Here is a 14,644-nt window from a genome sequence, read left to right on the forward strand (position 1 = left end):
CGTCAACATCGATATTAGAATACGGATAATTGGACATAAAAAAAGAGAAAAGCCTAAGCCTTTCTCTTCCTGTTTTTCTACTTAGCAATCAAGATTGCTCAAATTAGATTTGCTCAACGAAACCCATTAGGTGCTGTTTCACTTCGTCTGAAGCAAAAGCGCTCTCTACAGAGTACTTGTAGATCTCTGCGTAGTCTTCTTGTGTTAGACCGAACGTTTCACATACACGCTTCACTTCGTTAGTCATGGTTGTGTTCGACACAGTGCGGTTGTCTGTGTTGATCGTTACAACGATGCCGTCTTTCTTGAATTCAGCAATTGGGTGGTCGCTGAATTTGTGAATACATTTAGTTTGCACGTTACTTGTTGGGCAAGTTTCAAGCGCAACCTGCTTCTCTTTAACGATGTTGTACGCGTCTTCGTTACCTTGGATGTGAACACCGTGGCCGATACGTTCAGCATCTAGCAGAGTAACTGCATCGTAAACGTTCTGACCATGCCATTGCTCACCTGCGTGAACCGTCACACGGTAGCCTTGTTCAATAGCGTATTGCGTGTACTCAGGGAATTCAGCGCAGAAGCCCGGCTTTTCACCGCCTGCAATATCAAACGCAACCACGCCTTTACCAAGGTATGGTTTACCAGCGTCGATTACATCTTTGATTGAGTCTTTCGGGAACATACGAAGTACAGACATGATGTAGTTGCCCTTGATGTCGTATTTCTCTTCTGCACGCTTCATGCCTTTAACCGCACTTGCGATGATCGCATCAAGAGACAAGCCCTTGTTTACGTGAAGAATCGGTGCAAAACGAACTTCTAGGTATTTAACGTTCTCTAGTGCTGCGTCTTCGTAAAGCTCAAAAGAAATACGCTCAATTGCTTCTTCCGTTTGCATCACTTGCAGTGGCAGGCTAAAGCAAGCTAGGTACTCATCAAGGTTTTTGCAATCTTCAGGCACTGTTAGAGACTTTACTACCGCTTCACGGTCTTCTGGAAGTTCGATTCCGTACTGTTTCGCCAGATCAATAATCGTATCTGGGCGAACACTTCCGTCTAGGTGGCAGTGTAAATCAATCTTTGGTAGTGCTAGACAATCCATGAGTATTCCTTAATTCTATTATTCTTTGAGTGTGTTAACTCACATGCGCTAAATTTACCAAGACCATGATATGATTTAAAGTGACAATTAATCATCATTAACCTGAATTTAGGGAATATCATGGTAGATGTTAAAAGCTTACTTAAATGCGACATGAATTTGCTGCTTTGCCTACATGTTCTTATTGAAGAGCGAAGTGTGAGTAAAACAGCAGAGCGACTCTTTTTGAGCCAGTCTGCGGTAAGTAAACAGCTCACTAAGCTGAGAGCTTTGTTTGATGACCCGCTGTTTGAGCGAGAATCCAAAGGGCTATTTCCCACACCCAAAGCACTCGCGTTAGCGCCTAAGATCCATCAAATCCTACTGCAAATCGAAAAGCTGACCGTTCCCGAAGTTTTCGACCCTAAAGACAGTGAGCGTACCTTCACTATAGACCTTGTCGAAACCGCCTACACCGCGATTTATCCGCACTTTATGCCGACTGCGCTCGCGGATGCGCCTCACATTACCGTTAACAGTTCAACGTGGAGCAGCGATAGCTTCAAGCGCTTACTAAAGCGTGAGGTCGATTTCGGGATTGGAATTTTTGAGCTCGATGAAAGGGCTAGCACCCACATTCAAAATATCCCTGCCGAGCTAAACCACGTCGAGTTGCTGCAAGATTACTCTGTGTGCTTGATGCGAAATGATCACCCAGTACTTCAAGAAGAGTGGAATCTGCAAGCCTTCCTTAAATACCGTCATATTCAGTTGGTGACCGGTGGCGTTGGCGACTGGTTGCTACTGGAAATCTTGCAAGCCAAACAGCTTCAAATTAACAAAGCCGCCAACGTGTCGGACATCACCAGCGCAGTAAAGCTGTGCAAACAAAGCGATTTGCTGATGTGTTATCCGTACAACTCGGTTCGTGACTATATTGAGAGTGGCGAACTGGTGATGAAGCCGATTCCTATTGAGTTGGTTCCCGGTGGTTTGTTTTTGCTTTGGCACCGTTACTTTGATTCTGAACCAAGCCACAAATGGCTTCGCGACCTCATAGTCAATAAGACCCAAGAACCTCAGCTGTAAACCGCGAGCTACGATGATCAAAACGGCGAAATAAGTTTTTTTAAATTTATTTCGTCTTTTTAGAATGAGCATTGTCTTATTACGGGTGCCAAATGCCCGCCAAGAATGAGATATCTAAATGAATCCAATGCCATCGATTCCGCAACAAGTCATTGAAGATGCTTGTGAGTGGGCAATTATGCACGGTGTCGCTTTTCGTCAGTCTGACAATACCGCGAGACATTGCCCGTTTAGCCTTGCTCCAATGAGTATTGAGCGTGAGGTTTTTGAACACCTGTTGAAGGTGACACCGCTGATCACCAAGCTCATCAATAATGTCTCTGAAGACCACGACTTTTTACAATCATCATTGAGCGATATGGCGAAAGCCGATCCGTTTTTTGGTCGCTTGATGGAGTTGCACCGACAAGCACACGGCAGTGCGGATGAGCGCTTGAATCCAGCGCGACAACCTTTGTTGTTGATGCGCACTGATTTCATGGATGATCGCCAACACGGTGCAAAAGTGATTGAGTTTAATGGCATTGCTGCAGGAATGGCGCCTTTTGGTCAACGCGCAACGGAATTTCATGCGTTCATGCAAAATCAGTGGGCAAACGTTTATAACAATTGGTTGGAAGAATTGTCAGCAACACCGGCTGAAAACCAAGGCTTAACGCAGTTGGCTTATGGTATAGCTAACGCTGCAAGGCAAGTGAAAACCGATTTTAATGAGCAAGATAAACCAGTTTTCTTGATGGTGGTGCAGAAGAACGAAGACAACGTATATGACCAACATTTGCTTGAAGTTGAACTGCAAAAGCAAGGCATTCGCACGGTGCGTCGTACTTTTGAACAGTTGAGCTGTCAGCTTTCATCGGGCGATAATCAACGCCTGCTATTGAAAGATGTCGGAGCTGTCGATGTGGTGTATCTAAGAGCTGGCTACCAGTATTCAGATTATTGGGCTCCAGAGCTAAATGAATCGGTGTGTTGCCATACGTTAAGTCAGACTCGCTTGTTTATGGAGCAACACCATGTCGCAATGAACGCGACTATCAGCCAGCAATTAGCGACCAGCAAAACCATGCAAATGCTGCTGACCATGATGTCAGCAGCAGAATACGCCCGCTGGGGTTTAACGCGAGAAGAAGCCGAACTGGTCAAGAGTGTTCTGGCTGATATGAAGCCTATCACCAATGAAGCAATTGAATGGTTTAACACACAAGCTGATAAGCAAGAATGGGAGCTGAAAAACCAAGGTGAGGGCGGTGGTCATTGTGTCTTTGGTGACGATATCAGCGAACAACTGAGCCAGCTTAAACCAGAAGAGTACGACGCGTGGGCATTGATGCAGCGCTTGTACCCGCATGAACGTGACGTGCCGACCATTGCAGTGCGTGACACTCACCAAACGCTCGTGACAGACTTAGTCAGCGAAGTGGGTTTGTTCACCGTTTACTTCAAAGGTGAACCAGTAACAGAGCTAGACGGCTACGCGGGTTACTTGATCCGCAGTAAACCTGCCAGCGAAAATGAAGGTGGAATCCACAGTGGCAAAGGGATTCTCGATTCGTTGGTGTTGATTGATTAGTTGAATCGGCATTAAAAACCAGAACTCATGTTCTGGTTTTTTGTATCTGAGCTCAGTAAAACTTCAGAGTTTGGATAACAACAATCACGCCCCTAACTTGGTAAAGGCCAACGGGGTTTGTCCAGTTTGCTGTTTGAAAAAAGCGATAAACGCACTGTTGGATGAGAACTCTAGCAGATGAGCCACATCAACGACTTGTCGGTTTTCTGAGAGCAGTTCAATCGCTTTAAACAAGCGCCATTGCTGTCGCCACTCTTGGTAAGTCATGCCTGTTTCGGCTTTGAATAATCGAGTAATCGTTTTGGTACTTGCGCCAACCGAGTTCGCTAATGTCGAGAGGGCTGGGGCAAGAAAGGAAGCGGTTCGGACTTGTTTGCAAAAGCTTTTAAAACGGCGATCTGTCGGTAGTGGCAAGATAAACGAGTGTTGGTTAGCACTGTAAAACTCTTCCCAGAATAGGTTGGCGGTATTGGTGGTTTGCTCGCGGGCAACATCCCAATCCCAGAAAGCCATCTTATTGATCAGGGCTTTTAAAAGCTCATTCACTTCCACAATTTCAATCGCTTCTGGGCAGGTGTAAATACTGCTATCAAAATAGAGCGACCGATAAGCAACCACATTGGTCATCTGCGCGCGATGTTTGGTATAAGGCGGGATCCACACGGCTTTAGTCGGCGGCAAAATGCAAATGGCGTTTTTTAAGGTCAAGGTGATGCAACCCTGCGGAGCATACAGCAACTGTCCTTTTACGTGGTGATGTATTCCTGAATCATGCTGACCTAGCTCTGCCGCAATCCCTATTACGGGCGCAGGTAAGCTGTCTGCATCAAACTCAATCGTTTCGCTGATTAATGCCATTTGTCCTAATCTTGTTGTTTTTGGTTTTAATGTTGTTAACGAGCCAAGGTTAGTTTCCCCTAGACTCCTCGTCAAGTTCACTGGTCTTGGAAAAATGATGAAAACAAAACCTTCTTTATGGCAAATGGTGCTATTGCTGATGTTCCCTCAAATCGCAGAAACCATCTATAGCCCGACTCTGGATTCAATATCGAAATCCTTTGATGTCAGTTACGCACAAGCGGCGCAAACCCTCTCGATCTACTTCTCAGCGTTTGCGCTCGGTGTGGTGGTATGGGGCATATTGGCAGACAAATGGGGGCGCCGGCCAACCATGTTATTGGGCTTGGGGTTATTCGCTTGTTCAGCACTCATTGCTATGCAAACCAATAGCTTTGTTTGGTTGATGATAGCCAGAGCCATGGGCGCTTTCGGGCTTGCGGTTGGTTCGGTTGTGACACAAACCATGCTGCGAGATGCTTTTAGCGGCGCTGAACTGGCCAAGGTGTTTGGTTACATGGGAATGGGGCTGTCGATTAGCCCAATCATCGGGCTGCTTCTTGGCGGTCAATTAAGCCAAGCGGGCGGGCATCAATATGTGTTTATTGCCTTGTTTATTATGGTGTTAGCGTTGTTGGCACATAGCCTATGGTCATTGCCTGAAACGCAACAATCTAAGCAGCCATTGCAGTTAAAGTCACTCAGTATTCACATGATCAAAGATAGCGATATATGGATGTCTGCGTTGCTGGTTGCGTCGTTCAATATTGCGCTATTTTCCTATTATCAATTGGGTTCATTTGCCTTCATTCAACTTGGATTTAGCGTTGAGCAGTTTGGCTACAGCGGCATTGTGCTTGGGTTCGGGACTCTGTTGGGAAGCTTGGTGAACAAGACATTGTTGAAGAGACAAGTGTCTTCAATGTCTCTGATTGGTATCGCAGCAGGGCTTCAAACATTAGGTGCGGTGGGTGTGTATTTTTCACAACACACGATCTGGTTCTTGCTTCCAATGATGTTGGTGGTTATGGCGTTTGGCATTGCGATTCCCAATGTATTGAGCCGAGCGTTGGTACGTTACCAATCTCAAGCAGGAAGTGCAGGCGCACTGTTTGGTTTGATGTATTACACCTTGATCGGCTCAGGGCTCGCTTTAGCGGGAATGCTCCAAGATCTAGGTGTAGTGTTGGTACTTTGTGGCGCGTTATCTGTTCTGGTGACGATACGCAGTCGACTCCAGCTTAAACGCTAAGTCTCTCATCTGTATTGATAAATTCCGTGTCCTGTTTGGCGCGGAATTTATCATTTCTTGGTTTGTAAATTTGGATATTGACAGGGGTAGAGTGATCGTTCTACCCTGTAGGTAGAACAATCATTCTACCCTTTGTCGGGTATTGAGAGAGCACTATGTTGAGAGAACAGATTGCAGCAAGCTTAGAGGTGGCATTTAGCCAGCAAGGTTTTGCTGATCCGAGCGTTGCACAGCTGAAAACGGCGTGCGATGTAAGCCTAAGAACCTTGTATAAACATTTCCCTTCAAAAGAAGCGATGATCGTTGGTGCCTTGGAATATCGACACCAACGCTACTTAGATTTCTTGTTGGAAACGTCGCCTGAAAAGGGGCTCGCATCGGTTACTCATATCTTCAACAAGCTCCAACAATGGTTAGAAGAGTATGCGCCACATGGGTGCATGTCGATGAATGCGATGGCCGCGTTTCCCGATAATGAGCTTATCAGCCAAGCGGTTACACAGCATAAAGAACAAGTTCGTTTGCTAATAGGCAAGCAGAGCCTGCGAGAGGATCTCGCGACACCGCTGTTTTTACTTCATGAAGGCGTATCAAGCGCGTGGCCAGTCTTAGGCGAAGAAGCAGTGGCATCGGCACAGAATATGGTGACAAAATTACTCAAGGAAACAGTATGAATTTCGAGATACCAAAAACAATGAAAGGCGCAGAGATGCTAGGGCACGGCGGGGCAGAAATGCTTGGCTACCGTGAAGACATTGCTGTTCCAAAAATTGAGCCTAATGAAGTGCTGATCAAAGTCATGGCAGCAGGCGTTAATAATACTGACATCAACACGCGAATCGGTTGGTATGCAAAAAGTGATGATTCAGACGATGCCAGTTGGTCGGGTGAAGCGTTGAAATTCCCTCGCATCCAAGGTGCCGATGTGTGCGGTTTTATTGTAGCTGTTGGTAACGAAGTCTCGGCTGATCGTATTGGTGAGCGTGTTCTGATTGAACCTTGTTTAACCGAAGTGTACGGGCGAGATCTACCACAGCCATGGTATTTCGGCTCTGAGTGCGATGGCGGTTTTGCTGAATACACCAAAGTAGCAGCTAAGCACGCTTACGCGGTGAACAGCACAATGTCGGATGTTGAACTGGCGTCTTTCCCATGCTCTTATTCGACCGCAGAAAACATGCTGACTCGCGCCAACGTGGCTGAAGCTGATCGCGTGCTTATCTCAGGTGCATCGGGCGGTGTGGGCTCTGCGGCTATTCAGCTAGCAAAAGCTCGCGGCGCGTATGTTATTGCCATCACTAGCCCAAGCAAGAACCAACAGTTACTTGAACTTGGCGCAGATGAAGTGATTGCCCGTGATGCAGATTTGGTTAACGCGCTAGGCGAAAGCAGCGTGAATGTGGTTATCGATTTAGTCGCCGGTGATAAGTGGCCGGAATTCCTTGAAGTGCTGAAACCACATGGCCGTTATGCCGTATCAGGCGCGATTGGTGGCGCTATGGTTGAGCTTGATGTTCGCACTTTATATCTTAAAGATCTCAGCTTTTTTGGTTGCACAGTTTTAGAACCACAAGTATTCCAGAACCTAGTCAACCGTATTGAGAAGCAGCAGATTGGCGCCATCGTCGCAGAGTCTTATCCGTTAGCCGATATTCATAAAGCGCAAGATGAGTTTTTAAAGAAAAAACACGTTGGTAAGATCGTGTTGGAAGTGGCAGAGCGCTAGTTTTAGTCAGCTTCACGGTTTAGATTTATGTAAGAGCGAGCCAGTATCATGTGCTCGCTTTTTTGTTTCTGGCGAATACAGGAGGCCTAGTCTCGCAGGCTGTTGAGTAACAGATCCTATACAGTTGAAAAGTTAATGATTCATTTATCATTGTGTGGTTTATGAATTAACTGTGCGATAATCACCGCCGTTATATATCCCTATCTATGTTGTATTCATCTAGGAGCCGTATTGATGTTTAAAAGGGTATTGCAGGCACTATTCTCACCTTTTGTTTATTCAAAAAACAAACCCTCTGCAGAGCCTGCCCAACAAGAGCAACAACAAACCGTTGCTACTGATTCTGTTCAGTCTTCAATCTTTGTTCCGCCGTCGTCCGCTCAGCCATCATCATTAATCGTCGATAAGACGCTTAGCCTTCACGATGGTGAGTTCCTTGATTATTTGTTTGGAGAGTCTCGCCTTCGAACGGAGTCAGACCCATTTAGTGATTTTGTCGCTTGCCAAATCGAACGCTTGATTCGCTCTCCAAAAGCCTTGCTTAATGAACTTCCAGTGATGCCAGCCTCTGTGACCACGTTAATGGGCGAATTACAGAGCGATGAGTTTGATGTCGATACTCTGTTAAGAGTGATTGAGCGCGAGCCGAGTATGGCTGCCGATGTGATTAAACTGGCAAATAGCGCCTTTTACAAACGCAATGAAAAACAGGTTACCGACCTAAAAACAGCATTCTTAAATATGGGTTCTCAAGGGCTCGTTGAAGGGGTGGTGAATAGCTACATGAAGAACTTCACGCCGGGGAACAATATTTACTGGCGTCACTTCGGTGAGAAAATTTGGAATCACAGTGTTCAAACCGCGTCGTTTTCTAAGGAGTTGATGAAAGACTCTTCATCTCAAGAAGAGCAAGCAGCGGCGTATTTTGTTGGGTTAATTCGCAACTTAGGCAAGATGATCATTTTCCAGATGATGGTAGAAGCCTTCAAGCATGTTGATCCTTCTGTTCCACCTAACTCGTTAGCATTGAAGCGCCTGATGAACAGCTACTCCATTCGCCTGACTTACACCATTGCTAAGTTCTGGGAACTGCCAGAATCAGTGTTGACCGCGATTGGCTACCAAGAGTCTAGCCGATACGAATGCACACCACTTGGTCAAGCTGTGTTTGAAGCTAACTACTTGAGTGAATTGTGCTATTTACGGGAAGAACAAACGATTGAAGTCGAGCAATTTAAGCGTAGATGCAAAGAGACACTGATGTCTCCGGCTGCATACAAAGTGGCTAACCGTATCTATAAAGAGTCTGAATTATCGCTAGTGAGCTAACCCTTAGCCTATTCGACCTACGCTGTGACTGAACATAATGATTGGTTGCAGCTTGGTTGGGCTAGGTTGTGAAATACATTCAGCTACGAAATACGCTTACAAATGGCTAATCCACAGCTTGTCGAGTTCGCACCAACCGAAACCATTTACTTGTGCGCCGTGTATCTTTTCAGAAACCTCTAAGTTGAACGCCTCTTGCTTGAGCTCAACCACAACTCCAGATTCATGCAACCAATGCCGAAGCACCAACAGTGCATTCATTGCTAACTCAAAGTTGGGCTGGTTTGTTATTGAGGCTAAGCCTTGTTCGATTGTCTCTAGCATCTCAGAAGGTAAAGTTAATTCCTCAAACGGGAAGCGAGTGAAAAAGCTTAACCACGAAGTGAAGGTGTCGTTCTCATCAATAATGCTGCATAGCGCGGCGTCTTTGGTAGTTAGGTAGTGAGTTAGGTAGTGCCCATATTCCACGCTGGTTTTGTGGTCGCCAGACACTGACAACTGATCGAAAAGGGCTTGGCATTCAGAGGTGTCTTCAACGGTGAACTCACGAACGGTTGAAGACAACATCGGGCTTTGAATCTTAAAGAAGGTTGAGCCGAAATCCGGTTGGGAAGAATGGTCATCGCCACGCACGCTGGTCGTTTTCTCGGGCAGTTTCACGCACACCTGATTTTGAGCGCAGGCTTTGCTCTGTGCCCATTCAGGATAGACCCACAACTCGACTCGATTCAGAATCGGCGTGCTGTGTGAATAGGCGCTATTGCGGCTCAATCTCAACATCTTGCTTGAGAAGATGTCTAATGAGAACGCGCCAGATCCAATCAGCCTATCAGTCGGTGATGAGTGATCGAATACGGAGGCTTCAGCCCTAGCAAGTAGGCGCGGTAAATGCCAATCAGGTTGATTCAACTTTACGACAACCACATTGCCTGCCGAGACAGAGACCTCATCAATATGCTGATAACAGCGACGCCATATTTTGCTTTGGCAGAGCGAGTTAAGGTTGTGTGCTATGTCTTGAGGTTCGAGTGTTCTTCCGTTATGAAAGTGAACACCATTGCGAATCTGAAAGTGCCACTGTGTCGCATCTTGATTAGGCTGCCAATGATAAGCCAGATCGCCGCTGAGTTTGCTGTGCTTAACGGAGGTTAGGCGTTGGCAAACTTGCATAACTAAGAAACGTTCGGTGCGTCTAAGCACGCGTTGAGGGTGAAGCGCTTCGAGTTCTCGGTGAAACGGGATGTACGCGATATTCTGCGTCGACGGATTGGTATTGCTTAGAAAGGCTTGCAACTCAGTGCCAGCATTGCGGCCGTTGAAGCTCAAGGTGCTAAACACCTGTTCTATGTTGCCTGCGTCAGCTTGGGTTTGTGCGTATTGGTAACACGCCTCAATGGGTTCAACCAGACACGTGAGTTGTGCCTTCTTGCTGCGGCCTGAGCTAGCTTGCCACTCAATCCAGCCTTGCGCTGTCATCGCTTTGAGTAAGGTCTGGACATGACGTTCACTCACGTGCAGCAGTGTGGCCAGTTGGTTGACCTGACAATGTGATACTCCAGGCCCAAAAGCCTGAAATATCTTTTCATACAGTTCAAGCTTGCGCTTAAGGTTGCCCAATTTGCTTTTCCTAACGACGAGGTTGAGTTAAATGTGGACAGCCAGAGTCAATCAGTGCTTTTTCCATCGTGCCGAGAACTCGAGAGGTTATCTCTGAGCTTAGGATATTCGATTCAGTTTTGCCTTGAAGCACCAAATCTGAAAAATGGTCGATTTCAAACTCGAATCCATTCCCTGTCACTCGGTAGTTAATGGTCGACTTTTTGCCTTGATGTTCAATCTCAATAAAGGCCGGATTCCACCATTTTTCGTGAATGGTGATTTTGGTTTCAGGTCCACTCAAGTGTGCTGATCGGGGAAGGTTTTGCACTGTTGATGCCGATATCTTACCGCTTATATCACCAGAGAATGTAAAGCATGCATTGGTATCAACATTCGCTCCCTCATAAAGACACGACATCTCTACCTGAGGTTTTGAAGGGTTTACACCCAGCGTTCGGCACATATCGTAAAAGAACCAAAGCCCATAGACCCCAACATCGAATGTTGCTCCGCCTGACAAATCCGGATTGAAGATAAACAAATCGGGCTCATAGTCATGATGGTTACCAAAGCTGGCTTCGATTGAATCTATCTGAATGTTGTTATCGACCAAGAATGATTGGAGCTCACGATATGCGGGAAACACCACGGTTTTCATTGCTTCTAACAGCATCACGCCATTTTGCTTCGCGAGAGCTTTCATCTCAAGCCAGTCAGCAAGGTTGGTAAAAGCCGGCTTCTCGACCAATACGTGCTTATTGTTCTTTAGAAACAGTTCGGCGAGTGGCTGGTGGTATGGGTGAACCGTAGCGATGTAAACCGCTTCAACACTTGGGTCATTCGCCATCTCTTCATAAGAACCATACGCCTTGTCGCAAGCAAACTTGTTGGCGAACGTGGCTGCGCGTGAGTGATCTCTTGCGGCAACGGCATACAATTCACCATGCAGACAATGCTCTGTGACTGCGGTAGCGAATCGATTGGCGATATTGCCTAGCCCTGCGATACCCCATTTAATTTTTCGTTGCGTGTCGCTCATCTGTTGCTCCAAATCGTTGTTTTGTATCAGTGTACTCAGAGACGTCACATACAAATAGAGAACAGATTTCTCAACCTGTTCTCTATTTATTTTATTCTAGTTGAAGCTCAGGATTAGCTCTGTATTGAGTGTTTCCAATCGGCTAGGGCTTTAATGTGTTTTGGCCCGATGCCACAACAGCCACCGATAATATTCGCGCCCAGTGCATGCCAGCGTTTTGCGTAAGCTAAGTAACCTTGGCCATCCAGTTCACGCATTTCTTGAAACATGTCATTAGCTTTATGTTCGCTGCTGATAGGCGCAAAGTTGTTGGCATAGACACCAACTTCTAAATCACTGCCTAGCTCATCGATCACTTTCTTGGCATCGATAATGGCTTGATCCATCACTTCAGGCACTGAACAGTTAAACATAATGCCTGTCGCGTTTGATTGGCAGGCAAGTTTGATGGCGTCTGTTACGCTCTCGCCAGAACGAATATTGGCAGAATCACCCTTGGTGTCTTCCAAACTGAACGCGTAGTAACACGGCTTATCTGACTGCTTAAGAACCGCATGAATGGATTCGAATTCTTGCAGGCTACAGATGGTTTCCGCGATCCAAAGATCGATGTTTGGAGCCTGGGCATCGTAAAGCGTTTGGATGATTGGCGCCGCCTCTTCTACCTTAAATAAGTCTGGTCGGTAGCTGCCAAATGGCGGTGGAATCGCGCCTGCTACTTTCACCGTGTGGGTAGCATTGTCTGCAACTGCTTTAGCCAGCTCACCAGACAGTGTGGCTAGTTCAAAACCGCGTTGCTCGAACAGCTCTTCACCCAAATGAAAAGGCACACAGGCGTAGCTATTGGTGATTAGGATTTCAGCACCTGCATCGACAAAGTTTTGATGCGCTTGGCTAACAAATTCGGGTGCTTCAATCAGCGCTTGAGCACTCCAAAGCGGTTGAGAAAATGGCGCGCCAATTTCTTTGAGTTCTCGGCCCATGCCGCCATCAAGTATGGTTAGTGTTTTCATATTTAATACTATCTAAAACAGTTGCTGAAGTTCTGCCGTCACCATATCAGACAACCTTGCCAGACAGAAGCCATCAAGCCAAGGTTCAACTATCGATGAGGGAGTTTCGTTATAAGCCGTCTAGCGGGCTAGTCGTGCCACTAAAGTGTTGCCCAATAACGTGAGTGTAAATCTGAGTTGTCTTAACATCACTGTGCCCCAGTAGCTCTTGAACCGTTCTGATATCGGAGCCTGACTTTAGAAGTTGCGTAGCAAAACTGTGCCTGAAAGTATGACAACTAATTCGCTTGTGGCGCAATTTATTAGAGTTAGTCGCCTTCTTCAGCGTTTTTCGGAGTACCGAATCATGTAGGTGGTGTCGGCATACGATCCCCGACTCAGAGTGTTGAGTGACGGATTTTGATGGGAATAGGTACATCCAAGCAAGTTGTCGATAGGCACTAGGGTATTTTTTACCTAATCGGTGAGGCAAAGATGGCCCAAACCCATTCAAGTTATCTTTAGCGAGCAGAACTGCAACTTGTGAAATTTTGTCTTGTATAGCTTCAGTGAGTGAAAAACTTAAAATTGTCACTCGGTCTTTATTTCCTTTCCCATTGTGAACAGTGAGAGACCCTTGTTTTAGATCTATATCTTGTACTCGAAGCCTCAGGCATTCCGATACTCTCAAACCTGAACCATACAACAAGCGAAAAAACAGTTGATATTTAGGATCTATTTCATTGATCACCGAGATAGCTTCCGCATGATTGAGTACGCTAGGAATTTTTCGAGACCGAGTCGCATAGCTAAACCCTAAGTCTCCTAGAGGTTGCTTAATAAATTGATTGTATAAATAGGCTAGAGCATTGAGAGCTACCTTTTGAGTATTGATGGCTACTTTTTGTTGATTAGCTAAATGAGAAAGAAAGGAGACAACTTCAGCGGCATGCATCTGTTCAGGGTGTTTAAGCTTATGAAAATGAATGAAGTATTTTATCCAGTAACAGTAGGCTTTGATTGTCTTGCGACTATAGCCTCGCATCGTCATATGTTCGCAAATTGCCTGCATGAATTGACTCGCCATATATTCCCCTCACAAAATCTGTACATACAGACAGTTTATTGCTTGTTGAATAATTAATGACTTAAAAAAGAGTGGTTTTTAACTCTGATTGAGCACGAATTTAACGAGAGGCTTATTTTAAATTATTGATTATACTGCAGATTTATGGGTGGTTAAGAATGAGGCCGAGCGTTACATAGTCGGCAATATGTGCTTGCACGTTTTCACACTTATTGTTTAGACCCACTTTTATATTAAATGCATAGCATTCAGTTGGTTATGAGTGACCTTTTTGATATGTTAAGCGGATGGATTCGTGCTTGCACAATATTAAAATGTTAACTTGCCTTCAACTTAGGAGAAAACTTTGGATAATAAGCAAGAAGAACAACTGGAGCTGCTTCCTAAAAAGCAAGTTGATTTACGCCTCCAGTTTATTCACAAACCAGTTAAGAAAAAGTGGTATACCAGAAAATATCCATTTCTTATTCAAAACGAACCCTTTGAGTACGGCTTAAGAATAAAAAATATTGGTTCAGAGCCATTCTCTGGGGCTACTATTTCGGAATTTAAAATTACGAATGGCGATGGATTTATGGGAGGTCTTGAGCAAAAAGCTCTATCGACTCCAAAAATCAAAGCACTGAACCCAGGCGAAGAATTCGACTTATATTTTGACCGCTACACTTTTTGGCACGAAGGCTCAATAGGTACTCATTGTACATTGCTACCAGATCTAGAAGGGGAAGTAATTCTTACATATCAACATCATAGAGACCATGATTTTGATGAGCCATACAAAGAGAAAAACAAATGGTGGCAAGATTATTATTGTCAAAGTCAGCAGCAGCTACTTCAAACTAGGACAAATAATCTAATTTTGTTACTAACAATCATTACCGTAATTGAGGCTGTGTTTGGTTTAAAAGAGTCCATTAAATCCATAGTAGGGTTGTTAGCATTCTTCACGAGTCAAATTACAGTGCTACTACAGTGGATAGCAAGTTAACAAATAAGGATTAAGGTGTTGCGCAGCCAACACTAAATCCCGAGTGTTGAAC

Annotated in this window: 13 protein-coding genes; 7 read left to right on the forward strand and 6 right to left on the reverse strand. The window is 45.3% G+C overall.

Annotation, left to right across the window (positions count from 1 at the left end):
• Nucleotides 1-103: 103 nt before the first annotated feature.
• The gene (add, locus tag ACED46_RS12195; protein WP_371721541.1) at nt 104-1,102 is read right to left on the reverse strand and encodes an adenosine deaminase; all 999 of its coding nucleotides are present in this window, start codon (nt 1,100-1,102) and stop codon (nt 104-106) included.
• Nucleotides 1,103-1,222: 120 nt separating this feature from the next.
• Between add and ACED46_RS12200 the strand changes: the two genes are divergently transcribed.
• Entirely contained in the window at nt 1,223-2,170 is a 948-nt protein-coding gene (locus ACED46_RS12200) for a LysR substrate-binding domain-containing protein (protein WP_371721542.1), read from the forward strand.
• 118 nt (nt 2,171-2,288) lie between these two features.
• The gene (locus ACED46_RS12205; RefSeq protein ID WP_371721544.1) at nt 2,289-3,743 is read left to right on the forward strand and encodes a glutathione synthase; all 1,455 of its coding nucleotides are present in this window, start codon (nt 2,289-2,291) and stop codon (nt 3,741-3,743) included.
• Between the two features lie 84 nt (nt 3,744-3,827).
• On the opposite strand, the gene ACED46_RS12210 is transcribed toward ACED46_RS12205, so the two are convergent.
• Nucleotides 3,828-4,601, reverse strand: a complete 774-nt coding sequence (locus ACED46_RS12210) for a helix-turn-helix domain-containing protein (protein WP_102394444.1) — start codon at nt 4,599-4,601, stop codon at nt 3,828-3,830.
• 97 nt (nt 4,602-4,698) lie between these two features.
• On the opposite strand from ACED46_RS12210, the gene ACED46_RS12215 reads away from it, so the two are divergent.
• The 4 genes from ACED46_RS12215 to ACED46_RS12230 all read left to right on the forward strand — a co-directional run bounded on the left by ACED46_RS12215 (nt 4,699) and on the right by ACED46_RS12230 (nt 8,887).
• Entirely contained in the window at nt 4,699-5,832 is a 1,134-nt protein-coding gene (locus ACED46_RS12215; protein ID WP_371721545.1) for a multidrug effflux MFS transporter, read from the forward strand.
• Between the two features lie 155 nt (nt 5,833-5,987).
• A complete protein-coding gene (locus ACED46_RS12220) occupies nt 5,988-6,506 on the forward strand; it encodes a TetR/AcrR family transcriptional regulator (protein WP_371721547.1) in 519 nt (172 codons plus the stop codon).
• Nucleotides 6,503-7,558: an alcohol dehydrogenase family protein gene (locus ACED46_RS12225; protein ID WP_371721548.1), complete on the forward strand. Its 1,056-nt coding sequence runs from the start codon at nt 6,503-6,505 to the stop codon at nt 7,556-7,558. Before ACED46_RS12220 ends, ACED46_RS12225 begins: the two co-directional genes overlap by 4 nt.
• Nucleotides 7,559-7,792: 234 nt before the next feature.
• On the forward strand, nt 7,793-8,887 hold the full coding sequence (locus ACED46_RS12230; RefSeq protein ID WP_371721549.1) for an HDOD domain-containing protein: 1,095 nt from the start codon (nt 7,793-7,795) through the stop codon (nt 8,885-8,887).
• A gap of 96 nt (nt 8,888-8,983) precedes the next feature.
• Here ACED46_RS12230 and ACED46_RS12235 read toward each other — a convergent pair whose 3' ends face one another.
• From ACED46_RS12235 to ACED46_RS12250, 4 genes are all read right to left on the reverse strand, one after another.
• Nucleotides 8,984-10,504, reverse strand: a complete 1,521-nt coding sequence (locus tag ACED46_RS12235) for an SgrR family transcriptional regulator (RefSeq protein ID WP_371721550.1) — start codon at nt 10,502-10,504, stop codon at nt 8,984-8,986.
• A 10-nt stretch (nt 10,505-10,514) separates the two neighbouring features.
• Nucleotides 10,515-11,525, reverse strand: coding sequence for a Gfo/Idh/MocA family protein (locus ACED46_RS12240; protein WP_371721551.1), 1,011 nt, complete (start codon nt 11,523-11,525; stop codon nt 10,515-10,517).
• A 113-nt stretch (nt 11,526-11,638) separates the two neighbouring features.
• Nucleotides 11,639-12,538, reverse strand: coding sequence for a homocysteine S-methyltransferase family protein (locus ACED46_RS12245; RefSeq protein WP_371721552.1), 900 nt, complete (start codon nt 12,536-12,538; stop codon nt 11,639-11,641).
• Between the two features lie 109 nt (nt 12,539-12,647).
• Entirely contained in the window at nt 12,648-13,604 is a 957-nt protein-coding gene (locus ACED46_RS12250) for an integron integrase (RefSeq protein WP_017067063.1), read from the reverse strand.
• Between the two features lie 346 nt (nt 13,605-13,950).
• Here ACED46_RS12250 and ACED46_RS12255 point away from each other — a divergent pair, with 346 nt between their 5' ends.
• Entirely contained in the window at nt 13,951-14,592 is a 642-nt protein-coding gene (locus ACED46_RS12255) for a hypothetical protein (RefSeq protein ID WP_371721554.1), read from the forward strand.
• The last annotated feature ends 52 nt before the right edge of the window (nt 14,593-14,644 follow it).

Source organism: Vibrio sp. 1S139 (assembly GCF_041439475.1).
GTDB lineage: Bacteria > Pseudomonadota > Gammaproteobacteria > Enterobacterales > Vibrionaceae > Vibrio > Vibrio crassostreae_C.